Source organism: Mangrovicoccus sp. HB161399, assembly GCF_013184745.1.
Taxonomy (GTDB): domain Bacteria; phylum Pseudomonadota; class Alphaproteobacteria; order Rhodobacterales; family Rhodobacteraceae; genus Mangrovicoccus.
Window position 1 is genome coordinate 1 of record NZ_JAATVU010000181.1, and the last position, 278, is coordinate 278.

General features: G+C 73.4%; 1 protein-coding gene. It reads left to right on the forward strand.

Translation table 11 applies throughout. The features are described 5' to 3' along the window. Nucleotides 1–278: calcium-binding protein (locus HCC78_RS33390; protein WP_371743972.1), on the forward strand; the 278-nt coding region annotated here is incomplete at both ends.

The following is a 278-nucleotide window of genomic DNA, read 5'->3' on the forward strand; positions in this document are numbered from 1 at the left end:
TGCTGGGCGGCGGCGATGACAGCTATGACGGCCGCGGCGGCTCGGCGGAGTCGGTATCGGGCGGCGACGGCGCGGACACGCTCATCGGCGGCGACGGAGAGGACAGGCTCGACGGCGGGGCGGATGACGACGTGATCCGCGGCAAGGCGGACGATGACAGCCTGGAGGGCGGCCTCGGCAACGACACGATCGTCGGCGGACAGGGCGACGACACGCTCTCGGGCAGCGACGGCCATGACGAGCTGCGCGGCGGAGAGGGCGACGACCTGCTGGACGGC